This is a genomic window from Aureimonas altamirensis, assembly GCF_023702225.1.
Classification (GTDB): domain Bacteria; phylum Pseudomonadota; class Alphaproteobacteria; order Rhizobiales; family Rhizobiaceae; genus Aureimonas; species Aureimonas altamirensis_B.
The window spans coordinates 291,788-317,119 of the sequence record NZ_JAMQCO010000001.1; the positions used below are offsets into that span (position 1 = coordinate 291,788).

Annotated in this window: 22 protein-coding genes; 10 read left to right on the plus strand and 12 right to left on the minus strand. The window is 66.3% G+C overall.

All coding sequences use genetic code 11. From position 1 onward, the window contains the following. Positions 1–38: 38 nt before the first annotated feature. Entirely contained in the window at positions 39–1,016 is a 978-nt protein-coding gene (locus tag NDN16_RS01425) for a tripartite tricarboxylate transporter substrate binding protein (protein ID WP_251111832.1), read from the minus strand. Between the two features lie 150 nt (positions 1,017–1,166). Between NDN16_RS01425 and NDN16_RS01430 the strand changes: the two genes are divergently transcribed. After that, entirely contained in the window at positions 1,167–1,850 is a 684-nt protein-coding gene (locus NDN16_RS01430; RefSeq protein WP_251111833.1) for a GntR family transcriptional regulator, read from the plus strand. Positions 1,851–1,854: 4 nt separating this feature from the next. Here the strand turns inward: NDN16_RS01430 and NDN16_RS01435 are convergent, their stop codons facing one another. The 4 genes from NDN16_RS01435 to NDN16_RS01450 all read right to left on the minus strand — a co-directional run bounded on the left by NDN16_RS01435 (position 1,855) and on the right by NDN16_RS01450 (position 4,510). Next, positions 1,855–2,277: a type II toxin-antitoxin system VapC family toxin gene (locus NDN16_RS01435; protein WP_353050180.1), complete on the minus strand. Its 423-nt coding sequence runs from the start codon at positions 2,275–2,277 to the stop codon at positions 1,855–1,857. After that, on the minus strand, positions 2,231–2,500 hold the full coding sequence (locus NDN16_RS01440) for an AbrB/MazE/SpoVT family DNA-binding domain-containing protein (RefSeq protein WP_251111834.1): 270 nt from the start codon (positions 2,498–2,500) through the stop codon (positions 2,231–2,233). The genes NDN16_RS01435 and NDN16_RS01440 overlap by 47 nt, the downstream gene beginning before the upstream one ends. A 61-nt stretch (positions 2,501–2,561) precedes the next feature. Then, a complete protein-coding gene (locus NDN16_RS01445) occupies positions 2,562–3,284 on the minus strand; it encodes a response regulator transcription factor (RefSeq protein ID WP_251111835.1) in 723 nt (240 codons plus the stop codon). Then, complete coding sequence (locus NDN16_RS01450; protein WP_435301039.1) at positions 3,272–4,510, minus strand: GAF domain-containing sensor histidine kinase; 1,239 nt, start codon at positions 4,508–4,510, stop codon at positions 3,272–3,274. Before NDN16_RS01450 ends, NDN16_RS01445 begins: the two co-directional genes overlap by 13 nt. Before the next feature lie 286 nt (positions 4,511–4,796). Between NDN16_RS01450 and NDN16_RS01455 the strand changes: the two genes are divergently transcribed. The 4 genes from NDN16_RS01455 to NDN16_RS01470 all read left to right on the plus strand — a co-directional run bounded on the left by NDN16_RS01455 (position 4,797) and on the right by NDN16_RS01470 (position 9,262). Further along, the gene (locus NDN16_RS01455) at positions 4,797–5,810 is read left to right on the plus strand and encodes a substrate-binding domain-containing protein (RefSeq protein WP_251111837.1); all 1,014 of its coding nucleotides are present in this window, start codon (positions 4,797–4,799) and stop codon (positions 5,808–5,810) included. 79 nt (positions 5,811–5,889) lie between these two features. Beyond that, positions 5,890–7,362 (plus strand): sugar ABC transporter ATP-binding protein, encoded by a 1,473-nt coding sequence (locus NDN16_RS01460; RefSeq protein ID WP_251112079.1) that lies wholly within the window; start codon positions 5,890–5,892, stop codon positions 7,360–7,362. Continuing rightward, complete coding sequence (locus NDN16_RS01465; RefSeq protein WP_435301029.1) at positions 7,359–8,303, plus strand: ABC transporter permease; 945 nt, start codon at positions 7,359–7,361, stop codon at positions 8,301–8,303. The genes NDN16_RS01460 and NDN16_RS01465 overlap by 4 nt, the downstream gene beginning before the upstream one ends. Continuing rightward, the gene (locus NDN16_RS01470; protein WP_251111838.1) at positions 8,300–9,262 is read left to right on the plus strand and encodes an ABC transporter permease; all 963 of its coding nucleotides are present in this window, start codon (positions 8,300–8,302) and stop codon (positions 9,260–9,262) included. The genes NDN16_RS01465 and NDN16_RS01470 overlap by 4 nt, the downstream gene beginning before the upstream one ends. Before the next feature lie 54 nt (positions 9,263–9,316). Here NDN16_RS01470 and NDN16_RS21020 read toward each other — a convergent pair whose 3' ends face one another. The 6 genes from NDN16_RS21020 to NDN16_RS01495 all read right to left on the minus strand — a co-directional run bounded on the left by NDN16_RS21020 (position 9,317) and on the right by NDN16_RS01495 (position 15,521). Further along, complete coding sequence (locus NDN16_RS21020; RefSeq protein ID WP_353050182.1) at positions 9,317–9,763, minus strand: BA14K family protein; 447 nt, start codon at positions 9,761–9,763, stop codon at positions 9,317–9,319. Then, a complete protein-coding gene (locus NDN16_RS01475) occupies positions 9,739–10,023 on the minus strand; it encodes a hypothetical protein (protein WP_435301030.1) in 285 nt (94 codons plus the stop codon). The genes NDN16_RS21020 and NDN16_RS01475 overlap by 25 nt, the downstream gene beginning before the upstream one ends. 245 nt (positions 10,024–10,268) lie before the next feature. Beyond that, positions 10,269–10,637 (minus strand): hypothetical protein, encoded by a 369-nt coding sequence (locus NDN16_RS01480; RefSeq protein WP_251111839.1) that lies wholly within the window; start codon positions 10,635–10,637, stop codon positions 10,269–10,271. A 176-nt stretch (positions 10,638–10,813) separates the two neighbouring features. After that, positions 10,814–12,781 carry an RNA polymerase sigma factor RpoD gene (gene rpoD / locus NDN16_RS01485; RefSeq protein WP_251111840.1) on the minus strand — a complete coding sequence of 656 codons (1,968 nt, stop codon included), beginning with the start codon at positions 12,779–12,781 and terminating at the stop codon, positions 10,814–10,816. Between the two features lie 253 nt (positions 12,782–13,034). Beyond that, on the minus strand, positions 13,035–14,963 hold the full coding sequence (gene dnaG / locus NDN16_RS01490) for a DNA primase (protein ID WP_251111841.1): 1,929 nt from the start codon (positions 14,961–14,963) through the stop codon (positions 13,035–13,037). Positions 14,964–15,071: 108 nt separating this feature from the next. Further along, positions 15,072–15,521: a GatB/YqeY domain-containing protein gene (locus NDN16_RS01495; RefSeq protein ID WP_251111842.1), complete on the minus strand. Its 450-nt coding sequence runs from the start codon at positions 15,519–15,521 to the stop codon at positions 15,072–15,074. 235 nt (positions 15,522–15,756) lie between these two features. On the opposite strand from NDN16_RS01495, the gene carA reads away from it, so the two are divergent. The 5 genes from carA (at position 15,757) to NDN16_RS01520 (ending at position 23,360) form a co-directional block, all read left to right on the plus strand. Next, on the plus strand, positions 15,757–16,938 hold the full coding sequence (gene carA / locus NDN16_RS01500; RefSeq protein WP_251111843.1) for a glutamine-hydrolyzing carbamoyl-phosphate synthase small subunit: 1,182 nt from the start codon (positions 15,757–15,759) through the stop codon (positions 16,936–16,938). A 138-nt stretch (positions 16,939–17,076) separates the two neighbouring features. Then, a complete protein-coding gene (gene carB / locus NDN16_RS01505) occupies positions 17,077–20,508 on the plus strand; it encodes a carbamoyl-phosphate synthase large subunit (RefSeq protein ID WP_251111844.1) in 3,432 nt (1,143 codons plus the stop codon). Between the two features lie 145 nt (positions 20,509–20,653). Then, complete coding sequence (gene greA, locus NDN16_RS01510) at positions 20,654–21,127, plus strand: transcription elongation factor GreA (RefSeq protein WP_251111845.1); 474 nt, start codon at positions 20,654–20,656, stop codon at positions 21,125–21,127. 3 nt (positions 21,128–21,130) lie between these two features. Next, entirely contained in the window at positions 21,131–22,180 is a 1,050-nt protein-coding gene (locus NDN16_RS01515; protein WP_251111846.1) for a glycosyltransferase family 4 protein, read from the plus strand. 64 nt (positions 22,181–22,244) lie between these two features. Beyond that, positions 22,245–23,360, plus strand: coding sequence for a Fic family protein (locus NDN16_RS01520; RefSeq protein WP_251111847.1), 1,116 nt, complete (start codon positions 22,245–22,247; stop codon positions 23,358–23,360). Here NDN16_RS01520 and NDN16_RS01525 read toward each other — a convergent pair. Further along, positions 23,352–25,328, minus strand: a complete 1,977-nt coding sequence (locus NDN16_RS01525; RefSeq protein ID WP_251111848.1) for a MacB family efflux pump subunit — start codon at positions 25,326–25,328, stop codon at positions 23,352–23,354. The genes NDN16_RS01520 and NDN16_RS01525 overlap by 9 nt on opposite strands. Between the last annotated feature and the right edge of the window lie 4 nt (positions 25,329–25,332).

Consider the following 25,332-nt stretch of genomic DNA (forward strand, 5'->3'; position numbering starts at 1 on the left):
TTGTCCTGAACCCCGGAATGGCCGTGGCGAAGGGCTCGCTATTTCGCGAGCCCGGCCTTCTTCATCACCTCTCCGAGCGTCGCGTCGTCCTGCGCGACGATCTCGGTGGCCTCCGCACCACCGGCCCAGCGGACGCCGAATCCGCGATCGCGCATGAAGCTCTGGTACTCGTCCGTGTTGTAGACCTTCTCCAGCGCGGCCTCGAGCTTGCCCTTCACGTCGTCGGGAAGCCCCTTGGGCGCGGCCACGGTGCGCCAGACGGACAGGGTCCAGTCGGAATCCAGCGATTCCCTGATGGTCGGCACGTCGGGGAAGGCCTCCTGGCGCTCCTCCGACATGGTGCCGAGCGCCTTGACCCGGCCCGCATCGATCATGGCGCGGCCTTCGGCAAGCGACGAGGGAATCAAATCGACGCCGCCGGCCACCATGTCGGTGATTCCGGAAGCGGCTCCCTGGCTGGGAACGAAGGTGACATGATCCGGCGCAAGGTCGTGCGACAGCAGCCAGCCGGCCAGGCCGAGATGCCAGATCCCGCCCTGCCCGGTGCCCGATGCCTTGAACGTACCGGCGGGCTGCTCCCTGATGGCGGCCAGAAGAGCCGGCGCATCCTGATAGGGTGAATCGGCAGAGACCATCAGGCCCGCCGGATCGGCGTTCATCATGGCGAGGATATCGAAATCCTCGTAGGTCATTTCGGTCAGGCCCATCCAGTGCATCATGTCGATTTCGATCGTCATGATGCCGATCGTGTAGCCGTCCGGCCGCGCATTGGCGATGGCGCTATGCCCTACCACGCCGGAGCCGCCGGTGCGGTTGACGACGTTGACCGGCACGCCGAGCTCCTGCTGGAGAAGCGTCGCGACGATGCGACCGACTGCGTCGGTTCCGCCGCCGGCGCCCCAGGGCACGATCATCTGGATCGGACGCTGCGGATAATCCGACTGGGCCGCTGCCGGAAGAACGCCGGCTGCCGCCAAAGCCAGGATCGACGATGCGAGAAATGTGCGTCTGAACATGATACCTCCCATGCATCCATTCAATGGATACATTGTTGGCGGCTCGTGGCCGCTGACCGTTTCCTGCGGGCCTGTTCCGGCCTCTTGCCAAGAACTATCCTTAGTACGTAGCATCTTGTCAACGTATACATCGTGGATTGAAGTTCACCGATGACGAGGGTCGAGCACGAGCAGCGGGGGACGGCGTCGGCACGCGAGCGGGCCTACGAAAGCCTGCGGCAACGGATCCTGCTCGGGCATCTGGCGCCTGGAACGACCCTTCTCGAATCGGAGGTCGCCTCGCTCCTGTCGATGAGCCGGACGCCCGTGCGCGAAGCTCTCATCATGCTCGAGGGCGAACATCTGATCGACATCCGCCCACGCCGCGGCATGACCGTGCGCCGGCAGTCGCTGCAGGATCTGACGCAGATCTACGAAGTGTTTTCGGCGCTCGAGGCGATGGCCTGCCGGATCGTCGCGCGTGAAGGGCTTGCGCCCGGCGTGCATGCGCGGCTGAGCCAGTTGATGACGGCGATGGAGCGCGCGACCGAGAGGGAGGATATCGCCGGCTGGTCGGAACTCGACGACGCGTTTCATTCGGCGATCGCGGAAGCCAGCGGCAACGACCGCCTGCGGGCGACGTTGCGGACCTACTGGGCCGAGCAGTTTCGGGCGCGAATGGCTATCGTTCCGTATCGCCCCCTGCCCGTCCGCTCCAATGTGGAGCATCGCCGCCTGGTGGACGGCCTCTTGTCGGGAGACGAGTTCCTGGCTGCACGGCTGCTGCAGTCACACCGCGAGCATGCGGACGCGATGGCGATCGAGCTCTTCCGCACGCACGCCTTGTCCGGGTAGCCGCCTATGGCTCGCGGACCCGATCGTAGCCGGCAGCCAGGGCACGCCGGATGAGCTTGCGATCGAATGTACAGAACTCTTCACAATGCGTTGCTTGCGAGAGATGGAGCGCATCGGCGAAATCCATTCCGGCGTCTGCATCGGCAAGCGCGCGAAAAACCAGCTCCGCACTTTCGATCTTGATGTTCTCCAGTCCGCAGAAGTTACGCAACGCATGGGCCACGTCCCGGAAAGGAAACCCGTAAGCGTTGCGGAGGACCCATTCCGTTTCCAGAATGACCGTTACGGGAACGAAGATCCTGTTTGCTTCGATCAATCGCCGGGCACGCAAGGCCTGGTCCGGATCGTCGCGGGTCAGATATCGTACGAGGATATTCGTATCAATCGCGCGCATGACGCCGGCGCACTTCCTGCGCAATCGCCGCATCCATATCGCGCAGCGTTTTCGGCTGTCCGCGATACGGCAGCATGCCGAAAACATCCTCCGGCGTGGTAGGCACAAATGGATCCATTGCCCGAAGAGAAACGCCATCGGCGGTTTCTTCGACCACGAGGCGAGTTCCAGCAGGCCAGTCGCGCCGCTCACGAATGGCCTTGGGCAGGATGACCTGCCCCTTCGTCGAAACGACGGTGTAAGATCGGTCCGGCATATTTCGCCCTCGAAGTAAGACGACCGTAAGATAACGACCCGGCCTTAACAGCGCAAGACGGTTACGGCCGGCGGGACCGGCCCTTCAACCAGCGTGCAAGGTCGCTCTCGGCTTCCTCGAGGCCCGAGCGGTTGATGAGCCGCCGCAGCAGCGCAAGGCTGACGGCCCGCGTCCGGAAGTTGATCGCCTCGGCGGGCATGTCCTCGCCGTAGATGCCGAGCTTGTCGTAGACCTGCTGCAGCCGGTTCTGGACGCTGCGCAGGGACAGGCCCCGCCGCTCCGCGATCAGCCGGTCCGTCAGGCCCAGCGCAACATCCACCAGAATTTCGTATTCGACGTCCGAAAGGCCCTCGAAATGGCTGGCGGCCTTCTGCTGCACGGTGCGGATCTCGCGGTCGATGACGCATTGCCCTTCCACGAAGATGCCGCGCACCGCCAAAGTGAGGCGCTCCTCGGAGGCGGATTTCAGGACATAGCCGTAGGCGGCGCCGGGAGGCACGATGCGCGACACGCCGCGCACATAGGCCTCGTCGGCATAGTTGGACCAGAACATGATTGCCGTGTCCGGCCGCTCGCGCCAAAGCGTACGGGCCATGTCGACGCCGGTACGCCTGGGCATCTGCAGGTCCACCACCACGTTGCGTGCCCCAAGGCGCCGGGCCGCCGCCTCGCCCTCTTCCCCGTCCGACGCTTCGTGCAGGGTGGAGTCGGGCAGGGCTGCAGCGATGACATCCCGCAGGAACGCCCGGTGGACGGCATCGTCCTCCACGATCAAGACCTCCATCGGGCATTCTCCTCCAAAGCCAGCGACAGGGTGACCTGCGTTCCCCTCCCGTCGCTCCGCCGCTCGATCTCGAGCTCGGCGGAGACCAGCCGCGCCCGCGTCTGCATGTTGCGGATGCCGCCGGCACGTCGGCGGCGCAGGGGCGAATCGAAGCCCACCCCATCGTCGCGGACGCAGATATACAAGGCATGCCCCCCGCCGGGCACCATGCGCACCTCCGCCTCCACTTCGATATGCGACGGCTCGGCATGTCGTACCGCGTTGTTGACGGCCTCCTGGACGATGCGGAACAAAGCGATGCGCAGGGCCGGCGCCAGGCTGTCGACGGCCCGGGCGCTTCGGTCGATGAAGCGCCCCTCGATACCGCTTCCGGAATCGCCGAGGGCGCGCTGCAGGAAATCCTCCACCCCGTCGGCGAAACCGAACAGTTCCAGGATGTTGGGCCGGGCATCGTCGATGATCTCGCGCAAGCCCGCCATGCAGCGCTGCAGGGCGCCGGACAGCGCCGCGATCTCGCCCTTGCGGGCATCGTCGACGGCTTCCAGCCGTGCCAGACGCCGTTCGATCCGCGTCAGGTCCGCCAGGGTCTGGTCGTGCAGGTCCATGCCGATCCGCTGTCGCTCGTGTTCCAGTTCCTCGGTCAGCCGCAGGGCCCCTTCCCGCAATCCCTCCTCACGGGCGCGTACGGCTGCCTCCTCGATGGCGGAACGGCGAAGCTCCTCGGCGGCGCGCAAGGCGTAAAGATACGGAGCCAGCGTATCGGCCAGATGTTGCGCCAGGGGAATGTCGGTGCGGCGATAATAGCCGGTATCGTGCTTCGAGCAGGACAGCGCCCCGATGATCTCGCCATGCACGATCAGCGGGACGTGCAGCCGGCTTCGCAGGTTCTGGTCGTGGATCGGGTGGCTGAAAGCCCCGTCGAAGCGGAAGCGCGGGTCGTTCACGGCGTCGTCGCTGATGAGGAAGGGCTCCGCGCCCATCAGGAGGTCGCGGATCGGACTGCCGATCACCGGGTGCATGGCCGGCGTCAGCCCCCAATCCGTATGCAGCCCCGCCTCGTAGGCGACATGCATGTCGCGATGCACGATGCAGACGTCCAGATGGTCGTGCGGCAGCACCTCCTGCATCTCGTGCGAGACGGCCTGGATGGCCGACTGGAAATCCAGCCTGCCGGCCATGGCGCGGGATATGCGCAGGAGGTGGCGGAACACGGCCTCGTGCCGCATGGCGGGGCGGCTCGCCGTCCGCCGCACCTCTTCCGCCGCATCGCTGTATCGCATCGTCGCCATGGAACCAGCGCAACACCTTTCGCTTGCCCTGCCAACGCGCATCCTAGCGCTAATCGGCCGGCCCTTGGCACGCCACTTGCGCGAACCCGCAAAGCATCTGCGATGAAAGGGTTGGACAGGAACCGCAGGAGCGGAAAGACTTCGCATCGGGTCGCGGCCGGACACTCGGTGTCCAGGGCCAGGTACGGGAGGCCGCGCGACGCATTCGAACCGGGAGGAACCCATGATCAGACGCAACATCCTTTTGTTGTCGGCCGCCACGCTTCTGGCCACGCCGCTGGCCGCCAGCGCCGAAACCGCCGACAAGGCGATCGCGCTTTCCAATAATTATGCCGGCAACTCCTGGCGGCAGGCCATGCTGGAAAGCTGGAAGACCGTCACCGGAAAGGCAGTCGCCGACGGCGTCGTCGCCTCCGCCGACGCCTTCACGACGGCCGAGAACCAGGCGACCGAGCAGGCTGCGCAGATCCAGAACATGATCCTGCAGGGTTACGATGCGATCGTCATCAACGCGGCATCCCCGACCGCGCTGAACGGTGCCGTCAAGGAAGCCTGCGACGCCGGCATCACCGTCGTTTCGTTCGACGGCATCGTGACGGAGCCCTGCGCATGGCGCGTCGCGGTGGACTTCCGAAAGATGGGTTCCGACCAGCTCGACTATCTCGCCGGCCGCTATCCGGACGGCGGCAACCTGCTCGAAATCCGTGGCCTGCCTGGAACGTCGGTCGATTCGGAGATCCACGAGGGCATCGCGGCGGGCGTGGAGAAGCATCCGAATTTCAAGATCGTCTCCGAGGTGCAGGGCGACTGGACCCAGACCGTCGCGCAGCGCTCCGTGGCCGGTGTGCTACCCTCGATACCCGAGGTCGTCGGCGTTGTGACGCAGGGCGGCGACGGCTTCGGTGCGGCGGAGGCTTTTGCGGCCGCCGGCCGCGACACGCCCACCATCATCATGGGCAACAGGCAGGACGAGCTTCTCTGGTGGAAGCAGCAGAAAGATGAGAACGGCTACGAGACGATGTCCGTCTCCATCGCCCCGGGCGTCTCCACCCTAGCCTTCTGGGTTGCCCAGCAGATCCTGGACGGGCAGGACGTGCCCAAGGATCTCGTGGTGCCCTTCCTGGCGATCGACCAGGCGGGCCTCGAAAAGGCACTGGAAACGACCCAGGAAGGCGGCGTCGCCAACGTGGAATATACGCTGGAAGACGCCCGGAAGGTCATTGCCGACGCGAAGTGAGCGCTTTGCAGCGTCGCGTGCGGCATCTGCCGCACGCGGAAGGCCCGATGAGACGGACGGACATGTCATCATGACTGCAATGGACGACAGGGGCCCGGTGCCGCTGGTTTCGCTGCGCGCAATCGCCAAGAGCTTCGGCGCCGTCAAGGCGCTGGGCGGCGTCGGCCTCGACCTCAAGCGAGGGGAGTGCATCGGGCTCGCCGGGCATAACGGCGCCGGCAAGTCGACGCTGATGCAGGTGCTGGCCGGCAACGTAACGCCCGACGAAGGCCAGCTTGCCATCGACGGAATGCCGGTTTCGGACGGCTTCGGCGTCGCCGCCGCCAATCGCGCCGGCATACGATGCGTCTTCCAGGAACTGTCGCTCTGCCCCAACCTGACGGTCGCAGAGAACATGCGCATCCGGCATCCATCCCTGAAGGGCTACGGCTGGCGTCGCCGCGCCGCGGCCCTGTCGCGCAGCAGCCTGGATACGATCTTTCCCGGTCATGGTATCGGCGCGGACGACCTCCTGTCCGATCTGGCGCTCGGCCAGCGCCAGATGGTGGAAATCTCCATCGTCTTTGCCGTGTCCGACGCGGCGCCGCGGCTGATCATCCTGGACGAGCCCACCTCTTCGCTCGACCAGACCGTGGCGGCGCAGTTGCTGGCGCATGTCCGCCGTTTCGTGGATGGCGGCGGCAGCGTCGTCCTGATCTCTCATATACTGGGCGAAATCCTGGCCACATGCGACCGGATCGCCGTGATGAGCGATGGCCGGATCACGCAATTGCGGCCCGCCGCGCAATTCGACAGGATATCGCTGGTCGAAGCGATGGGCCATGTCGTGTCGGAGGCCGCGCATGCCGAGCCGCAGACGAAGGCCCGGACCGGACCGGTGGTCGCCACGGCAGCGCCGCCGCGTCAGGGCAACGACAGGCGCCTCGAAGCGCACAAGGGCGAGATCGTCGGCCTGGCCGGCCTGGCCGGACATGGCCAGACGGCGCTTCTGGTGCTGATGCAGAATGCCGGGGCACGCGGCTCCCGCTTCGCGCGGCTGTCGGGCAAAGTCGCCTTCGTCGCAGGAGACCGGCAGAGCGACGGCGTCTTTCCCCTGTGGTCCATCGGGCAGAACATTACCGTCCGCTCGCTCCCGGCCCTTCGAAGGATGGGGTTGATCGACAAGGCCGCGGAAGCCGGCATGGCATCGGATTGGCGCACGCGAATCGGCATCCGCTCGCCCGACATGGACAACAACATCCTGACACTGTCGGGCGGCAACCAGCAGAAGGCGCTGTTTGCCCGCGCGCTCGCATCCGACGCGGACATCATCCTGATGGACGACCCGATGCGCGGCGTCGATATCGGCACCAAGCAGGATGTCTACGCCCTGATCCGCGCCGAGGCTGCGCGCGGTCGCACCTTTGTCTGGTACACGACGGAGTTCGACGAGTTGCTGAGTTGCGACCATGCCTATGTCTTCCGGTCCGGACGGATCGTCGCGGACATGCCGCGCGGCGAACTGACGGAGGCCCGCGTGCTGCAGAGCTCCTTCACGGAGGATGCGGCGTGAGCCTGGACCCGACATCGCCGCGCGTCATGCGGGCGCTTCTTCCGCCCGTCTCCCTTGCCCTGCTTCTGGCTGCGATCTTCATCATCCAGCCGAGGGCCATGAGTTTCATGGGCCTCAACCTGATGCTCAACCTGGCGCTGCCCATCGCGCTCGCCACCATCGCCCAGATGTTCATCATCGCCATCAACGACATCGACCTGTCGATCGGCAGTTTCGTCTCGTTCGTGGCCTGCATCGGGGCAACGCTTCTGAACGATACTCCGCTCGTGGGCGTCGCGGCCCTGGCCGGCTGCATCGCGGTCTACGCGTTGGTGGGCGCGCTGGTGCAATGGCGCAACCTGCCATCCATCGTGGTGACGCTGGGCATGTCGTTCGTCTGGCTCGGCGCGGCGGTCCTGATCCTCCCATCGCCCGGCGGCACCGCCCCGGCCTGGCTGCAGGCCATCGTGAAATTCCGCACGCCCGTCGTTCCGTTCGCGCTGGTGGCCAGCGCGGCGCTCGCCGTGGCGGTGCACCTGTTCCTGATGCGCTCTTCCGTCGGCACCGTCTTGCGCGGCGCAGGCGGAAACCCGCAGGCGATGGCGCGGGCCGGCTGGTCGCTGCTCAAGGTACGGATGTCGATGTATGCGCTGGCGGGCTTCTTCGGCGTCCTGGCGGGGCTGGCGCTGGTGGGTCTCACCACTTCGGCCGACGCCAATATCGCGCTGCGTTACACGCTTTTGTCCATCGCGGGCGTGATCCTCGGCGGCGGCGAGTTCACCGGGGGGCGGATCTCTCCAGTGGGGGCCGTCATCGGCGCCCTCACCCTGACGCTGGCGGGTTCGCTTCTGGCCTTCCTGCGCATCTCTCCGGACTGGCAGATCGGCGCCCAGGGCGCCATCCTGATCCTCGTGCTGGCGCTGCGCGCTCTCGTCAACCGCGCCGAAAGGAAATCCGCATGAGCGCCCTTTCCGCAATCCGGGATGTCGGCCAGCGCGTCCCATCGGCCTTCTCCTTCGCAGGGGCGGCGGTGATCTTCCTGGCCACCGTCGCCGCCTCCGGCGGCGCGGGGTCCGGGCAGGTGCTGACGACGGCGCTCACCTTCGCCACGATGTATGTCATCGTGGGCCTCGGCCAGATGTTCGTCATCACCACCGGCCCCGGTAATATCGATCTTTCCATACCGGCGACGATCGCGCTGGCGGGGGCCGTCGCCATGCGGGTGATGGATGGAGAGAACGCCATGATACTGCCCGGCATCGCCGCTGCCCTCGCAGTCGGCGCGGCGGTCGGCTGTTTCAATTTCGGGTTGATCCGCCTTCTTTCGATCCCGCCGATCATCGCAACCCTTTCGGCCAGCTTCCTCGTCATGTCGAGCGCCATCGCCTTCGGGCGCGGCCTGCGCGTACGTCCGCCATCGGCCTTCGCCGATTTCGCGACCGGGCGGATCGCCGGCATCCCGATCCTCGCCATCGCCACCCTCCTCCTGACACTGTCGATGGCAGTGCTTCTTCACCGGACGGTGTACGGCCGGTCGGTCACCGCCATCGGCCAGAACAGCCGCGCCGCGGGCCTTGCCGGCATCCGCGTGGATCGCGTCCGATGGGCCACCTATGTGCTCTCGGCCGCCCTGGCAGGGCTATGCGGCGCCGTCCTGGCGGGCTTTTCCGGCGGCGCCTCTCTCAACATGGGAGAAGAGTATCTGCTGGCGTCGATCGCCGTGGTCGTCGTCGGCGGCACGTCCGTCGCAGGGGGACAGGCCAACGTTTCAGGCCTGTGGGGCGCATCGCTGTTCATGTACCTGCTCGTCACGATGCTCAACACCTATGGCGTCAGCGCCGGGCTCAGGCTGCTCGTCACCGGGCTCATCATCATCGCGATCATCACCATCGCCGGCGGCAAGAAAGGCAGCCGGGCATGAGAAAGGCCGCCTGAAGGATTTCAGGCGGCCTCGCATGAATTGTCTTTCATGGCCCTATCGACAGACGGCGCGCACACCCGGCCGGATAAAGTAGGTGTTGGTGCGCGGATCGTAAGTCCGATACCGGCGGGAGCATGCAGCCTGATGGGCACTCAGGCCCCGGAAGGCCGCAGGCGGACCACGGCGTTCCCATCTGTCGCGTTCGTAGCGGCGGCGGTCGCGCTCCAAGCGTCTGTCACGGTCATAACGCCGGTCGTAATGGCGCGGGCCACCGCGATTGCGCCATTCCTCCCGCCGTTGCACGCCACGCATGATCTGCCGAAAATCGGTCTGGGCAAGGATCACGGGCCGCGATGACGTTTCGACCGGAGCGGGCCGCACCGATGGTGTGGCGCCTGCCGGCAGCGGAGCCATGGCCCAGCTGCCGGCCAAAAGGCCAAACGCCATCAGCGCCCGCCATCGCGAAGGACATCGCGTCATCCGCGATAGCCGCGCGGGCATGCCGCCACGTAGCGACGTCCGTTACCGTCGCGGTAGACGCATTCGTTGGGGCGGCTCGCCGAGCCGATCAACGCACCTGCAGCGGTGCCGAGTGCGCCACCGATCAATGCACCGCCAAGATCTCCCGATGCCGCAGCGCCGATGGCGGCGCCGCCAAGTCCGCCGATTGCGGCCGGAGCCGCTATGTCCCGATCGACGGACTGGCAACCCGCCACCGCCATCAAGAGTGCCGCACAGCCGGCAATCGCAACTTTCCTCATCTGGGTACGCCTTTCCTCAACAGGACCGCCACACACGACCGGCGGTTAACGAACATTAACGCTGAAACTGGTGATTGAGGAATAGGTTCCCGGCAAAAAGAAAAGCCCGCACCGGGGGAGGACCGGGCGGGCTCTTAATGTTGCGGGCTGGGAGGAGGTTGCCCGCTGGCAATGTTGATCGCATATCGGCGGGCGCCGAGCCAGTCCGTCACGCGCATGGCAGCCATGCGCGTGACGGGAGGCCGTCAACGCTGGCCGATCACGGGGCAACCGCGCGCATTGGCGAAGCGCACGAAGGTGCGGCCCCCACGGTCGCGGCCGGCGACGGTTACGGTGCGGCGGCCGGCGTCCACGACGCGCGCGCGGTGCACACCCATGCGGTCGGCCTTGCGCAAGGCCTGGCGGGCATCGCAGCCGCCGCGCTCGCGCTCGCGCCAGCGGTCGTGACGATGGTCGTAGCCTCGGTCCTGAACCTGGATGACCGGGCCGACGCCGACGCCGATACGCACCTCCTGCGCGGCGGCGGACATGCCCGCCATGCCGCCGAACGCCGCGGTCGCGCCGCCGGCCAGGGCCAGGGTCAGCATTGCGGAACGGATGATTTTGCCGAACATGGTGAGGCCTCCTTCAAGGTCTGTTCTGCCCGGCTGTCCGGGCTTTCGAACGCAACCTTGCACCGCGCCCACTGAACCGATGCGGAAGGGCATGTTCAGCCGGCGTTCACCTGCGAAACACGAAGGCCGGGCGCTGGGCCCGGCCTACGTCATGTCCATTGCCGCGAAAGGGCCGCTCAGCTGTCGAGGAAGCTGCGCAGCTTGCGGGAGCGCGAGGGATGCTTGAGCTTGCGCAGGGCCTTCGCCTCGATCTGGCGGATACGCTCACGGGTGACCGAGAACTGCTGCCCGACCTCCTCCAGCGTATGGTCCGTGTTCATGCCGATGCCGAAGCGCATGCGCAACACGCGCTCCTCGCGCGGGGTCAGGGAAGCCAGCACCCGCGTGGTCGTTTCGCGCAGGTTCGCCTGGATCGCGGCATCGATGGGCAGGATCGCGTTCTTGTCCTCGATGAAGTCGCCCAGATGCGAATCCTCCTCGTCGCCCACCGGCGTCTCGAGGCTGATCGGCTCCTTGGCGATCTTCAACACCTTGCGGACCTTTTCCAGAGGCATGGCCAGCTTTTCGGCCAGCTCTTCCGGGGTGGGCTCGCGGCCGATCTCGTGCAGCATCTGGCGGCTGGTGCGCACGATCTTGTTGATCGTCTCGATCATGTGCACCGGAATGCGGATGGTGCGGGCCTGGTCGGCGATGGAGCGGGTGATGGCCTGCCGGATCCACCATGTCGCATAGGTCGAGAACTTGTAGCCGCGCCGGTACTCGAACTTGTCCACGGCCTTCATCAGGCCGATATTGCCCTCCTGGATCAGGTCCAGGAACTGCAGGCCGCGATTGGTGTACTTCTTGGCGATGGAGATGACGAGCCGCAGATTGGCTTCCACCATCTCCTTCTTGGCTTGCCGCGCCTCCCGCTCGCCCTTCTGCACCATGTGCACGATGCGCCGGAATTCGGTGATCTCCAGCCCCGTCTCGGTTGCCAGGTTCTGGATCTCCTGGCGCAGGCCCCGGATGTTTTCCTTTTCGCCCTGGGCGAACTTCGTCCAGCCCTTGCCCGACAGGTTGGCGATATGGCGGGTCCAGTTGGGATCCAGCTCGGCGCCGTGGTAGCTCTTCAGGAATTCCTCGCGCTTGACGCCGTGGCCCTCGGCCAGCCGCAACAGCTTTCCTTCGCTGCTGACGAGACGCTTGTTGATATCGTAGAGCTGCGCCACCAGCGCATCGATACGATTCTGGTTCAGCGACAGCGACTTGACCTGCGCTATGAGGTCTTCCTTGAACTTGCGGTAACTGCGCTCCTGGGCGGGCGACAGCGTGCCCTGCGCCGCCAGGCGGTTCTCGACCTGCTGGTCCTGCAGCTTGCGCAGGCGCTTGTAATTGTCCGCGACGAGGTCGAACGTCGCCATCACCTGGGGGCGGATCTCCGCCTCCATGGCCGCGAGCGACATGTTGCTCTCGAGGTCGTCGTCCTCGTCTTCCTCTTCGCCGCCGCCGGCGGGCTCCGGCTCGGGCTGGGCCTCCTCGCCTGTCGGGGCGGGTGCGGCCGGCATCTTGGCCTCGGGGCCGGCATAGGTGGCCTCGAGATCCACGACCTCGCGCAACATGATGTTGCCTTCGTTCAGCTCGTCGCGCCAGATGATGATGGCCTGGAAGGTCAACGGGCTCTCGCACAGGCCGGCGATCATCGTCTCGCGGCCGGCCTCGATGCGCTTGGCGATGGCGATCTCGCCCTCGCGCGACAGAAGCTCGACCGAGCCCATCTCGCGCAGGTACATCCGCACCGGATCGTCGGTCCGGTCGCCGGCCTCGCGCTTCTGGGTGGTGGCGACGGCGCTTCCGGTACCGACCTCGGCGACCTCGGTGCTCGTCTCCTCGGTGTCGCGCTCCTCGGATTCCTCCGATTCGTCCTCTTCGACGACGTTGATGCCCATGTCGTTCAACATGGCCATCGTGTCCTCGATCTGCTCGGAGGTCACGTCATCCGCCGTCAGGACGGAATTGAGCTTTTCCATCGTGACGAAGCCGCGCTTCTTGGCGGCCTTGATCATCTTCTTGACGGCGTCATCCGACAGGTCCAGCAGAGGACTGTCAGGCGTCTCCGGACGCTCTTCGACGGCCGCTTCGCTTTCCTTGACCCTAGTCGCCATTCGCGTATCTCTCCAATTCGCGTCAGTCGCGCCCGGCGAACCGCCACCTGACTAGCGCCAAGGCGGTAAATTCTCGATGAACCGGACATGCGGCCGAAACCGCCCGACTTGCAGCTCCGGCGATTCGCTCACGAAACGCCCGGCTACGCCAATTATACCAATCCACAATTTCGAAGATGCCGCTATGAGCATCGTCTCTTTCGATTTCATCCTTTGGAGTCAAGGCCATGCGCCGAAAAAACAGGAATGGCGCCTAGATGCTGCGGGCCGGACGGCCGGACAGCAGCCCGAATCCGTCGATCAACGCCTCGGTACCGGCAAGATTGTCCATTTCCTGCTTGATCGCGACGATCTGCGCATAAGCCTGCTCCGTCTGCTCGGCGGCAAAGGCCGCTTCCGCGTTCCGGAGTTCCCTATGTAGGAAACGCTGGCGATGCTGCAAGTGAAGCGCCTGACGAAGCGCCTCGCGCGCATCCTCCACGGCCGCTTCCGCCAGGAACATCCAGTCCCTGTTGGCGCGCACCCGCGCCTCCAGCCCGTCGAAGACGCCGCGAAGCCCGCGCGCTTCCAGCGCCGACAGGATCGCCTGCCGGTCCAGCGCCGAAGCCGTCATCGCCACGTCCAGCACCACGGAACGAAGACGCGACAGCTCCCCCTCGGGCAGCTCCAGCTCTGCGAGATAGTCGAAGGCCTCCGCGATCAGCAATGGATGGTTGATGAAGCCGACGACGATGCCGACCTCGCGCATCGAGCCCAGGTTCGCCCGGCCGGCCGAGGAGGCGAGGCCGGAGCGGATCAGGCGATCCGACACGGCCGAGCGGCGCGGCGCACCCGGCCGCGGCCCGCTCCGCCCGCCCGGCTCGCTGCGGCGCATGCCGCCCCGCCCCTGGCCGGGCGGCGGCCCGAAAAACGCCGAAAGGCGCTCCTGGAGATCCTGCTGGTAATGGCGCCGCACGCTTTCGTCGGCGATCTGGCGGCTGAGCGTCCGCAGGCGGCTTTCCAGCTCGGCGCGCCGCTCGGGCGTATCGAAGACGCCGCCGGCCGTTTCGCGTGTCCACAGCATGTCCGCCAGCGGCCGCGCGCCCCCCAGCACCGCATGGAATGCGTCCGCCCCCCCTTCCCGGACGAGGTCGTCCGGATCCTGCCCCGCCGGAAGCAGGGCGAAGCGCAGCGAGCGGCCGGGCCTCAGAAGCGGCAGCGCCACGTCGGCGGCGCGCTGCGCCGCCTTGACGCCCGCCGCGTCGCCGTCGAAGCACAGGACCGGTTCCGGCGTGGTACGCCACAGAAGATCGAGCTGGCGGTCTGTCAACGCAGTGCCCAGCGGCGCGACCGCATGGCCGATCCCCGCCTGGTGCAGGGCGATGACGTCGACGTACCCCTCCACCACGATCATCGTGCCGCCGTCCCGCGCGGCGCGGCGCGCCCGGGCGAGGTTGTAGAGCGTCGCGCCCTTGTGGAAGACGTCGGTCTCCGGAGAGTTGAGGTATTTGGCGGGCGCGCCGGGCGACAGGGCGCGGCCGCCGAAGGCGATCACCTTTTCGCGCGCGTCGTCGATCGGAAACATGATCCGGTCACGGAACCGGTCGTAGGAAACGGCGATGCCCTCGCCATGCACGACCAGGCCGGCCGCCTCGATCTCGGCGCGGCCGACGCCGCGGCCGGCCAGATATTCCTTGAGGCGCGACCGGCTGTCCGGCGCATATCCGATGGAGAAGGCTGCCTGCGCCGCACTGCCGATGCCCCGGTCGCGCAGATAGGCGCGCGCCTTGGCGCCATCGGACTCCTGCAGGGACTGGCGGAAATAGTCGCGCGCCATGGCCAGCGCGTCGATCAGGCTGGCGCGCACCTCCTGACGGCGTTCGGCCTCCGGGTCGCGCTCGGGCATGGGCAGCCCCGCCTCGCCCGCGAGGCGCTCCACGGCCTCGGGAAAGCTCATTCCCTCGAGATCCGTCAGGAAACGGAAATGGTCGCCCGACACGCCGCAGCCGAAGCAATGGTAGCGCCCCTTGGCGTCTTCGCAGTGGAAGGACGGGGTCTTCTCGCCGTGGAAAGGGCAGCATGCCCAGTAATCGCCCTTGCCGGCTTGCGTCTTGCGGCGGTCCCAGGCGACGCGCCGGCCGACGACCTCCGAGATCGGGATGCGGCTCTTGATCTCTTCAAGGAAGTGCGGGGGAAACCTCATAGCAGACATATCGGCCGGAGCGCCGGACAAATCCAGACATTCCGCCGCCCCGCGGGAAATCCCCCCGCTGTCCACAGCTTTCCACAGTATGGAAGGCGCGGCCGGGCCTCAGCTCAGCATGCCGCGCACCAGCGCCCCGGCGGCAGGCAGGTCCAATGCCGCGCCATGCTTGCGCTTGAGGGCATTCATGCAGCGGCCGATATCGCGCAGGCCGCGCGCGCCGGTTTCGGCAACCGCCATCTCGCAGGCCGCGAGAATCGAGCCGGCATCCATGGACGGCGGCATGAGCTCGGCGACGATGCCGGCAAGCCGGCGCTGATCGGCGGCACGGCCGACATCGCCGGCAGCCTCCAGCGCCGTGGCCTTCTCTTCGTGCTGGCAGGCCATGCGATGCAGGAGCCGCGCGATCTCCTCGTCGCAGAGGCGCTCGCGCCCTTCGGCCCGCAGGGCGATATCCCTGTCCTTTATGGCCGTGGCGATCAGCCGGAGGGTACACAGGCGTTGCGGATCGTTGCCGGATTGTGCGTCATCCAGCGCAGCCGCCAGGCATTCGCGCATTTCGGGATCTTTCGTGACTGTCGCTGCCGGACGTCTGCGGGGCCGCGCGGAGCGCCTTGTTTCGGGCATATTGATTAATATCGCCTCAGGCCGTCCGCAAGGGGTTGCGCGGGAGGCTGGTTGCGGCGATATGCATAGCTCGACCGAAACGATCAGGCATGACAATCGCGAACGGGCTGGCGCAGCGAAAGCGCCCGGCACGTGCGCCATGCCGCGCAGACGAAGGAAGATCGCGATGAGCGAAGGCTGGACACGCAGGAAACCGACTGCGCTCCTTGTCCTTGCCGATGGAACGGTGATCGAGGGGGAAGGCATCGGCGCCACCGGCGAGGCTTTGGGGGAAGTCTGCTTCAACACGGCCCTGACCGGCTACCAGGAAATCCTGACCGATCCGTCCTATGCCCGACAGATCGTGACATTCACCTTCCCGCATATCGGCAATGTCGGCGCCAACCACGAGGACCTCGAGGATCTCGTGCCCGAAAACGCCGTCGGCGCGGTGGGCGCCATTTTCCGGGCCACGGTGTCCGACCCGTCCAACTACCGCTCGGCCGAAGGCCTCGACGCCTGGCTCAAGGCGCGCGGCGTCGTCGCCATGTCGGGCGTCGACACGCGTGCCCTCACCGCGCTGATTCGCGATAAGGGCATGCCCAACGGCATCGTCGCCCACCATCCGGACGGCGTCTTCGATATCCCCGCGCTGCAGCGGCAGGCCGCCGAATGGTCGGGCCTCGTCGGGCTGGATCTTGCCCGCGACGCCGCATCCGACCGCGCCGAAGTCTGGACCGAGGGCCCATGGGCCTGGGATTCGGGCTATGCAGCCAACCCCGACGCCGCATACACCGTCGTCGCCATCGACTACGGCGCCAAGCGCAACATCCTGCGCCTCATGTCGGGGCACGGCGCGCAGGTCGTCATCCTGCCGCCATCCGCAACGGCCGAGGAGGTGCTGGCCCACAAGCCGGACGGCATCTTCCTGTCCAACGGCCCGGGCGATCCGGCAGCCACGGCCGAATATGCCGCATCCACCATCCGGACGCTGGCCGATACGGGCATCCCGATGTTCGGGATCTGCCTCGGCCACCAGCTTCTCGCGCTGGCGCTCGGCGCCCGCACCGAAAAGATGCATCAGGGCCATCACGGCGCCAACCACCCGGTCAAGGACTTCACCACCGGAAAGGTGGAGATCGTGTCCATGAACCACGGCTTCGCGGTTGATCGCGGCTCGCTGCCCGGCAATGTCGAGGAGACGCATGTCTCGCTGTTCGACGGCAGCAATTGCGGCATCCGCCTCAAGGACCAGCCGGTCTTCTCCGTACAGCATCACCCGGAAGCCTCGCCCGGCCCGCAGGATTCGCACTACCTGTTCCAGCGCTTCTTCCACCTGATCGACGAGCATCGCCGCAAGGCTGCCTGAGGAAAGGGGCGATTGCCCCTTCCTTCCACCGGCTGCCTCACCTATAAGGCGGGCTTAGCCAGACCTCAGAGATTTCCAGCACCCCGGCCGCATGCGGCGCGGGTGTCTTCGCGCACGAACGAACGAGACGGATCGCAAATGCCCAAACGCAACGATATCAAAACCATCCTCATCGTCGGCGCGGGTCCCATCATCATCGGGCAGGCATGCGAATTCGACTATTCCGGCACGCAGGCCTGCAAGGCCCTGCGCGAGGAAGGCTACCGGATCGTGCTGGTCAACTCGAACCCGGCGACGATCATGACCGATCCCGACCTCGCCGACGCCACCTATATCGAGCCGATCACGCCCGAAGTCGTCGCGCGCATCATCGCCAGGGAGCGGCCGGACGCCATCCTTCCGACGATGGGGGGCCAGACGGCGCTCAACACCGCCTTGTCGCTGAAGCGGATGGGCGTCCTCGAAAAATACGACGTCGAGATGATCGGGGCCGACGCCGCCGCCATCGACATGGCCGAGGACCGCGCCCTCTTCCGCGAGGCGATGGCCCGCATCGGCCTCGCCACGCCGCGCTCCTTCCTGGCCAACGCGACCGAGGCGAAGCACGCCGACCGCCTCGCCCACGAGGAGAAGCGCGGCGACATCATCCGCGACATCCCGGCCGGACCGGCGCGCGACAAGGCGCTGGCCGACCTGGAACTGCAATGGAACCTGTCGGAGACCGACCGCAAGCAGCGCTACATGGCGCGCGCCATGGGCGCCGCGGCCGAGGGGCTCGAGCATGTCGGCCTGCCGGCCATCATCCGCCCGTCCTTCACCATGGGCGGCACCGGCGGCGGCATCGCCTATAACCGGTCGGAGTTCTTCGAGATCGTCGAGGGCGGCCTCGACGCCTCGCCGACGACCGAGGTGCTCATCGAGGAATCGGTCCTCGGCTGGAAGGAATACGAGATGGAAGTCGTGCGCGACCGCGCCGACAACTGCATCATCGTCTGCTCCATCGAGAACATCGACCCGATGGGCGTGCATACGGGCGATTCGATCACCGTCGCGCCGGCGCTGACGCTGACCGACAAGGAATATCAGGTCATGCGCAACGCCTCCATCGCGGTGCTGCGCGAGATCGGCGTCGAGACCGGCGGCTCCAACGTGCAGTTCGCCGTCAACCCGGCCGATGGCCGGCTCGTCGTCATCGAGATGAACCCGCGCGTGTCGCGCTCCTCGGCGCTGGCATCCAAGGCCACCGGCTTCCCCATCGCCAAGGTCGCGGCGAAGCTGGCCGTCGGCTATACGCTCGACGAACTGAAGAACGACATCACCGGCGGCGCGACGCCCGCCAGCTTCGAACCGACCATCGATTACGTCGTCACCAAGGTCCCGCGTTTCGCCTTCGAGAAATTCCCGGGCGCCGAACCTACCCTGACGACCGCGATGAAGTCGGTGGGTGAGGTGATGGCCATCGGCCGGACCTTCTCCGAATCGCTGCAGAAGGCATTGCGCGGCCTCGAAACGGGCCTGGACGGGCTGGACGAGATCGAGATCCCCGGGCTCGGCGAGGGGGACGACACCAACGCCGTACTCGAGGCGCTCGGCCGGCCGACGCCGGATCGGCTGCGCATGGTGGCGCAGGCGTTGCGCATCGGCATGCCGAAGGCTCAGATCCATCAGGCCTGCAAGATCGACCCGTGGTTCCTGGACCGGCTGCAGGAGATCGTGGACATGGAAGCCCGCGTGCGCGAGCACGGATTGCCGCAGGACGCCGATAATCTGCGGATGCTGAAATCCATGGGCTTCTCCGATGCGCGCCTGGCCAGGCTGGCCGGCGCCGAGGAGGCCGGCGTGGCGGCGCTGCGCGCCGAGCTCGACGTGCGCCCCGTATTCAAGCGCATCGACACCTGCGCCGCGGAATTCGCGTCGCCAACGCCCTACATGTACTCGAGCTACGAGACGCCCTTCGCCGGCCAGCCCCGCTCGGAAGCCGAGGTTTCGGACAAGCGCAAGGTCGTCATCCTCGGCGGCGGCCCCAACCGCATCGGCCAGGGGATCGAGTTCGACTATTGCTGCTGCCACGCCGCCTTCGCCCTGAAGGACGCCGGCTTCGAATCGATCATGATCAACTGCAACCCCGAAACCGTATCGACCGACTACGATACGTCGGACCGCCTGTATTTCGAGCCGCTGACGGCCGAGGACGTGCTGGAGATCCTGCATGTCGAGCAGGCGCGCGGCGAACTTGTGGGCGTCATCGTGCAGTTCGGCGGCCAGACGCCGCTCAAGCTCGCCAATGCGCTGGAAGCCGCCGGCATCCCGATCCTGGGAACATCGCCCGACGCGATCGACCTTGCCGAGGATCGGGACCGCTTCCAGAAACTTCTGCACAAGCTGAACCTGCGCCAGCCCAACAACGGCATCGCCCGCTCGGTCGAGGAGGCGCGCACCATCGTGGACCGGATCGGCTATCCGGTCGTCATCCGCCCCTCCTACGTGCTGGGCGGCCGCGCAATGGAGATCGTGCGCGGAGACGCGCAGTTCGAGCGCTACATGAAGGAAGCGGTCGTCGTTTCTGGCAAGTCCCCCGTGCTGATCGACTCCTACCTGTCCGACGCCATCGAGGTGGACGTCGACTGCCTTTGCGACGGACGGGCCACCTTCGTTGCGGGCATCATGGAACATATCGAGGAAGCCGGCATCCATTCGGGCGACTCGGCCTGCTCGCTGCCCGTCCACTCCCTGTCGAAGCCGGTAACGGACGAACTGGAGCGGCAGACGCAGGAGATGGCCCTCGCACTCGACGTCGGCGGCCTTATGAACGTGCAGTTCGCCATCAAGGGTGACGACATATACGTGCTGGAGGTCAATCCCCGCGCGTCGCGCACGGTGCCTTTCGTCGCCAAGACGATCGGAGCGCCGGTCGCCAAGATCGCCGCCCGCGTGATGGCCGGAGAGACGCTGGACGAGGCCTTCGCGGCCTATGGCGGCAAGCCGGACGTCAAGAACCTCAGGCACATCGCCGTCAAGGAAGCGGTCTTTCCCTTTGCCCGCTTCCCCGGAGTGGATACGCTTCTGGGACCGGAGATGCGCTCGACCGGCGAAGTCATGGGCCTCGACGTGGATTACGCGCTGGCCTTCGCCAAGGCGCAGCTGGGCGCCGGCGTGGACCTGCCGCGGGACGGAACGGTATTCGTTTCGGTGCGCGACGGCGACAAGGATGCCGTCCTGGCGCCGGTGCGCCGGCTGGTGGAGCTCGGCTTCACCATATCGGCCACCAAGGGCACGCAGCTCTTCCTGGAAGAAAACGGCGTCCGGGCCGAGCGCGTCAACAAGGTGCTGGAAGGCCGCCCGCATATCGAGGACGCCATCCGCAACCGGCAGGTCCAGCTGGTCATGAACACCACCGAGGGCGCCAAGGCACTGTCGGACTCGCGCTCACTGCGCCGCGCGGCGCTGATGCACAAGGTGCCCTATTATACGACGCTTGCCGGGATGGTGGCCGCCGCCGAGGCGATCGCCGCGCTCAAGGCCGGCAACCTTGAAGTCCGTGCACTTCAGTCATACTTTCACTCCGCTTGAACTTCGCCCCTCCGGGGTGTTTGATCGGTAGGTCAGAAGTGATTCTGTTGAGGCTGGCGCCCTCGGGCGCCGGTCTTTCTTTTAAATTCAGGTCGCGGATATGCGGGGGCGGAAGCGTCTCCCGCCGCGGGCAAGGAATGACGGCATGGAAAAGGTTCCGATGACCACGGGCGGCTTCGAGGCTCTCAGGGAAGAGCTTCGCCGCCGGCAGCAGGAAGAGCGTCCCCGCATCATCACGGCGATCGCGGAAGCGCGCGCGCATGGCGATCTTTCCGAAAACGCGGAGTATCATTCCGCCAAGGAAGCCCAGAGCCTCAACGAAGGGCGGATCGCCGAGCTGGAAGATCTGACGGCGCGCGCCGAAGTGATCGACGTGACGAAGCTTTCGGGCGACCGGGTCAAGTTCGGAGCGACGGTCAAGCTGGTGGACGAGGATACCGACGAGGAGAAGGTGTACCAGATCGTCGGCGAGCAGGAAGCCGACGTGAAGAACGGGCGCATCTCGATCTCCTCGCCCATCGCGCGCGCGCTCATCGGCAAGTCCGAGGGCGACACGGTGGAAGTGGCAGCCCCTGGCGGTGCGCGTTCCTATGAGGTGCTGGAGATTCGCTGGGCCTGATCCATGCGGACGTCCGACATCCTCGTCATCGCTCCTAACTTCAAGCGGCGGCTGTCGGGCGTCACCTCCACCATCATCCAGTTGGTGCCGCTGCAGGCGAAGTCCCTGCCCATCGTGGCCTTCGGCCCGGGCCTACCGAAGGCCCTGCCGAAGTTGCGGGGCCGGCAGCTTGCAGGCCTCTGGAAGCGGCCGCGCACCCGGCCCTTCCGCCTCTGGCACGCGCGCCGCAATGTGGAGATGCTGCCCGGCATCCTGATGCGCGATGTGCTGCGCATGCCGCTGAGGCTCGTGTTTACCTCGGCCTCGCAGCGACGGCATACGGCCTATACGCGCTGGCTGATCGGGCGCATGGACGCGGTGATCGCAACCAGCAGCCGCAGCGGCGCCTACCTTTCCGTTCCCCACAGCGTCGTGACGCATGGTATCGACCTCGACCGGTTCCGCCCTGCCGGCGACGGCGAGGACATTCGCCACGCGCTTGGCCTTCCGGACCTGAAGACGGTGGGATGCTTCGGTCGTATCCGTCGCCAGAAGGGCAGCGATCTTTTCGTCGACGCCATGATCGCGCTCCTGCCGGACCGCCCCGGCTGGCAGGCCATCCTGTGCGGACGGGCAACGGCCGAGCATGCCGGATTCGAAGCGGAATTGAAACGCAGGGTGGCCGCTGCCGGCCTGTCCGACCGTATCCTGTTTCTCGGCGAGTTCTCCGACGTCGCGCCCTATTATCGTGCGCTGGACTTGTTCGTGGCCCCGCAGCGCTGGGAGGGCTTCGGTCTTACGCCGCTGGAGGCGATGGCCAGCGGGGTGCCCGTGGTTGCCGCCGATGTGGGGGTATTTTCCGATGTCGTCGCGCCCGGCGCGGGCGAGATCGTCGCGCCGGACGAGCTTCGGGCATTGGTGGCGGCGACGGCGCGCTGGATGGATGATGGCGACATGCGGGGGGCCGGCGCGAAGCGATCGCTGGAAACGGCCCGGCGCAACTTCCCGCTGGAACGCGAAGCGGCCGAGATCCGTGCCGTCTATGACCGGCTTTGGGATGTCGATGGGCCATAGAGGGCCTTTCTATAGCCCATCAACACATCTATATTCGAGCTATAGAGAACGGTTTCTATAGCCCATGGCATGGAATTGGACATTCGACGACTGGCCGGACTTCACCTTCGACGGTGAGGCCGTGCTTGCGCTCGAACGCACGTTCCTTATCGCGACCGGCGAGGTGGTCGGCACCATCCGCCATATGGATGCCGAGGCCCGAGAGGAACTCCGGATCCAGATCCTGAGCGACGAGGCCATAACGACGTCCAGGATAGAAGGCGAGGTTCTCGACCGGGCCAGTGTGCAATCCTCGCTCTGCCGGCAGTTCGGTCTTGCGACGCATGGACTATCGAGCGGCCGGAAGGAGCGTGGCATTGCGGAGATGATGGTGGATGTCTACCGCTGCTTCGCCGCCCCCCTGGACGACGCCACCCTGTTTCGCTGGCATGGCATGATGCTGGCCGGCGCCCGCCACCTCGAGATCATCGGCGGCTACCGTACGCATGCCCAGCCGATACAGATCGTCTCGGGCTCGCTGGAGCGACCGAAGGTCCATTTCCAGGCCCCGCCTTCCGACCGCGTTCCCCGGGAGATGGCCCGGTTCGTAAGATGGTTCAACGATACGGGCCCCCGCGGCCCGGCTGAAATGCCGGCACTGACGCGCGCGGCCCTATCGCATCTTTATTTCGAAAGCATCCATCCACTCGAAGACGGCAATGGCCGCATCGGGCGCGCGCTTGCCGAAAAGTCGCTTGCGCAGAGTATAGGCCATCCGAGCCTGATTGCCCTGTCCCAGACGATAGAGAGCAATCGGAAATCCTATTACGACAATCTCGAGCGGTATCAGCGCAGGCTCGATGTAACGGGGTGGCTCGTCTATTTTGGCCAGACGATCCTTGACGCACAGAACGCGACGCTGCGGCGCATCGGCTTCATTTTAGAGAAAGCGCGCTTCCGGCAGGCGTTTGGCGACATGCTCAACGAACGCCAGCACAAGGTGGTCGCCCGGATGTTCCGCGAGGGGCCGGATGGCTTCAAGGGCGGCATGAGCGCGGAGAAATACATCGCCATCACCCATGCATCCCGGTCGACGGCCACGCGCGATCTGCAGGATCTGGTGAACAAGGGCGCAATGCGCCGGACCGGCGAACGCCGGTATGCGCGTTACACGCTCGCGGTCGATGCGCCGTCAGCTTGATAGCGCCGCGGCCGGGTCCATGGCGGCGGCCTTGCGGGCCGGCAGGTAGCCGAAGACGAGGCCCGACAGGAACGCCGAGGCGAAGGCCAGCGCGATCGGTCCCGGCGAAATCACCGCCGATATGCCGAAGCGCTGGAGCGCCAGAGCGACGCCGACGCCGATCACGCAGCCAATTCCGCCGCCGATGGCCGAAACCACCACGGCCTCGGTATTGAACTGCCGCAGGATATCGCCGCGCGATGCCCCCGTCGCCATGCGGATGCCGATTTCGCGCGTGCGCTCCGTCACGTTGACCAGCATGATGTTCATGATGCCGATCCCGCCGACCAGCAGCGAGATGGCCGCGACGGAGCCGAGAAGGATCGTCATGGTCGAGGCGGTTTCGCTGACGGCCGTCAGCAGCGAGGCCATGTTGCGAATGGTCGTATCGCGGACGCGATGGCGCGTATCCAGCAGATCCTGGATGGCGGCCTGCGTTTCGTCGATACGGGCCGTATCCTCCACCACGACGGAGATGGAGCGCAGGTGCCGCTGGCCGAACAGGCGCAGCCCACCGGTGGACAACGGCACGAAGACGATATCGTCCTGGTCGCTGCCCATAGGGGACGCGCCCTTCTCGCTCATCGTCCCGACCACCAGGAAGGGGTTGGAGTTGACCAGGATATACTGGCCGACCGGATCCTGGCCCTGCGGGAAAAGGACCTCCGCGACGGTCCGGCCGAGCACGGCTACGGGCGCATAGCTGTCCTCGTCCTGCGGCATCACGAAGGTGCCGGTATCCACCGGCCAGTTCCGCGCCTCCGGAAAATCGGGCCATGTACCCGATGCCGTGGACTGATAGTCCACGCCGTTGGCGCGCAGCGTGACGCCGCCCTGTATCTCCGGCACCACGCGGGCGACGTTCGGCAGTTCGGCGATCGCGCGCGCGTCGTCCGGCACGAGCGTTGCCGTGACGCCGTCCGGCGTTCTCTGTCCAGGCGCCCCGGGGCGCACCAGCAACTGGTTGGAGCCCATGGCGCTGATGCGGTCCACGACATCCTGCCGCGATCCGTTGCCGATCGCCAGCATGACGATGACGGCGGCGACGCCGATCATCATGCCGAGAAGTGTCAACAGCGTGCGCAGCGGTTTGGCGAACAGCGAGCGCATGGCCATGCGCGCAGCCTCGCCGAACCCCGAAAGGCCCCTTCCGCCATGTGCCTGTGCATCCGGGAACGCTTCTGCCGCCTCGGCGGGTACGCGCCCGCTGTCGCTGACGATGCGCCCGTCGCTGATCTCGATCTGGCGCTCGGCCTCGTCGGCGACGCTCCTGTCATGGGTGATGACGACGATCGTGTGGCCGGCCGCATGCAGGCGGTGCAGGAGGGCCATCACGTCGCGCCCGGATGCGCTGTCGAGCGCGCCGGTCGGCTCGTCGGCCAGGATGATCGACCCGCCGTTCATCAGCGCCCTTGCAATGGATACGCGCTGCTGCTGGCCGCCGGATAGCTGGTTGGGACGGTGATCCAGCCGGTCGGCAAGCCCGAGCGCGGTCAGCAGCCCCTCGGCGCGGGCGGCGCGGGCCTCTGCCGCCATGCCCGAATAGATTCCCGGAAGCTCGACGTTCTCGACCGCGCTGGCCCCTGCGATCAGATGATAGCTCTGGAAGATGAAGCCGAATGTGTCGCGCCGCAAATCCGCCAGCGCATCCGCCGTCAGCGTCGCGACATCCCGCCCGCCGATCCGGTACTGCCCCAAGGTCGGCCTGTCGAGGCAGCCCAGTATGTTCATCAGGGTGGACTTGCCGCTGCCCGATTGGCCCATGATGGCGACGAACTCGCCGGGCGCGATGTCCAGCGACACGTCCTTCAGCACCTCGACGGGCTCGCCGCCGCCGTCGAAGCGACGAACGATATGCGAGAGCTCCAGACGCGCCGGCGACACCCGCGCCGTATGCGCGGCTTCCATTCTGGCGGTATGCAGGTTCATGACG

What these genes read in the sequence shown, in the direction of transcription:
- NDN16_RS01425 (WP_251111832.1), bottom strand. Translation starts at nt 1,016, where the DNA reads ATGTTCAGACGCACATTTCTCGCATCGTCGATCCTGGCTTTGGCGGCA.
- NDN16_RS01430 (WP_251111833.1), top strand. Translation starts at nt 1,167, where the DNA reads ATGACGAGGGTCGAGCACGAGCAGCGGGGGACGGCGTCGGCACGCGAG.
- NDN16_RS01435 (WP_353050180.1), bottom strand. Translation starts at nt 2,277, where the DNA reads ATGCGGCGATTGCGCAGGAAGTGCGCCGGCGTCATGCGCGCGATTGAT.
- NDN16_RS01440 (WP_251111834.1), bottom strand. Translation starts at nt 2,500, where the DNA reads ATGCCGGACCGATCTTACACCGTCGTTTCGACGAAGGGGCAGGTCATC.
- NDN16_RS01445 (WP_251111835.1), bottom strand. Translation starts at nt 3,284, where the DNA reads ATGGAGGTCTTGATCGTGGAGGACGATGCCGTCCACCGGGCGTTCCTG.
- NDN16_RS01450 (WP_435301039.1), bottom strand. Translation starts at nt 4,510, where the DNA reads ATGCGGCACGAGGCCGTGTTCCGCCACCTCCTGCGCATATCCCGCGCC.
- NDN16_RS01455 (WP_251111837.1), top strand. Translation starts at nt 4,797, where the DNA reads ATGATCAGACGCAACATCCTTTTGTTGTCGGCCGCCACGCTTCTGGCC.
- NDN16_RS01460 (WP_251112079.1), top strand. Translation starts at nt 5,890, where the DNA reads ATGGACGACAGGGGCCCGGTGCCGCTGGTTTCGCTGCGCGCAATCGCC.
- NDN16_RS01470 (WP_251111838.1), top strand. Translation starts at nt 8,300, where the DNA reads ATGAGCGCCCTTTCCGCAATCCGGGATGTCGGCCAGCGCGTCCCATCG.
- NDN16_RS21020 (WP_353050182.1), bottom strand. Translation starts at nt 9,763, where the DNA reads ATGCCCGCGCGGCTATCGCGGATGACGCGATGTCCTTCGCGATGGCGG.
- NDN16_RS01475 (WP_435301030.1), bottom strand. Translation starts at nt 10,023, where the DNA reads ATGAGGAAAGTTGCGATTGCCGGCTGTGCGGCACTCTTGATGGCGGTG.
- NDN16_RS01480 (WP_251111839.1), bottom strand. Translation starts at nt 10,637, where the DNA reads ATGTTCGGCAAAATCATCCGTTCCGCAATGCTGACCCTGGCCCTGGCC.
- rpoD (WP_251111840.1), bottom strand. Translation starts at nt 12,781, where the DNA reads ATGGCGACTAGGGTCAAGGAAAGCGAAGCGGCCGTCGAAGAGCGTCCG.
- dnaG (WP_251111841.1), bottom strand. Translation starts at nt 14,963, where the DNA reads ATGAGGTTTCCCCCGCACTTCCTTGAAGAGATCAAGAGCCGCATCCCG.
- NDN16_RS01495 (WP_251111842.1), bottom strand. Translation starts at nt 15,521, where the DNA reads ATGCGCGAATGCCTGGCGGCTGCGCTGGATGACGCACAATCCGGCAAC.
- carA (WP_251111843.1), top strand. Translation starts at nt 15,757, where the DNA reads ATGAGCGAAGGCTGGACACGCAGGAAACCGACTGCGCTCCTTGTCCTT.
- carB (WP_251111844.1), top strand. Translation starts at nt 17,077, where the DNA reads ATGCCCAAACGCAACGATATCAAAACCATCCTCATCGTCGGCGCGGGT.
- greA (WP_251111845.1), top strand. Translation starts at nt 20,654, where the DNA reads ATGGAAAAGGTTCCGATGACCACGGGCGGCTTCGAGGCTCTCAGGGAA.
- NDN16_RS01515 (WP_251111846.1), top strand. Translation starts at nt 21,131, where the DNA reads ATGCGGACGTCCGACATCCTCGTCATCGCTCCTAACTTCAAGCGGCGG.
- NDN16_RS01520 (WP_251111847.1), top strand. Translation starts at nt 22,245, where the DNA reads ATGGCATGGAATTGGACATTCGACGACTGGCCGGACTTCACCTTCGAC.
- NDN16_RS01525 (WP_251111848.1), bottom strand. Translation starts at nt 25,328, where the DNA reads ATGAACCTGCATACCGCCAGAATGGAAGCCGCGCATACGGCGCGGGTG.